A 312-nucleotide genomic window follows, 5' to 3' on the forward strand; every position below is an offset into this window, starting at 1 on the left:
TGCCCGACGCGTTGCCCGCCGTCACCGTGCCGTCCTTGGCGAACGCCGGGCGCAGCTTGCCGAGGCTTTCGGCCGTCACGCCGGCGCGCGGAAACTCGTCGACCGACACCACGGTGTCGCCCTTGCGGCCCTTGATCGTCACCGGCACGATCTCGTCGTCGAATTTTTTGGCCTTCTGGGCGGCTTCCGCCTTGTTCTGCGAAGCGGCAGCAAATGCGTCCTGATCCGCGCGCGAAACCTGCCACTTCTTGGCGACGTTCTCCGCGGTGATGCCCATGTGATAGCCGTTGAAGGCATCCCACAGGCCGTCCT

Annotated in this window: 1 pseudogene; it reads right to left on the minus strand. The window is 65.7% G+C overall.

Features of this window, described 5'->3' with window-relative positions:
- Positions 1–312: pseudogene (locus A33M_RS21765) on the minus strand (acetyl-CoA C-acetyltransferase); the annotation flags it as partial.

This window comes from Rhodovulum sp. PH10, from assembly GCF_000293785.1.
GTDB lineage: Bacteria > Pseudomonadota > Alphaproteobacteria > Rhizobiales > Xanthobacteraceae > Rhodoplanes.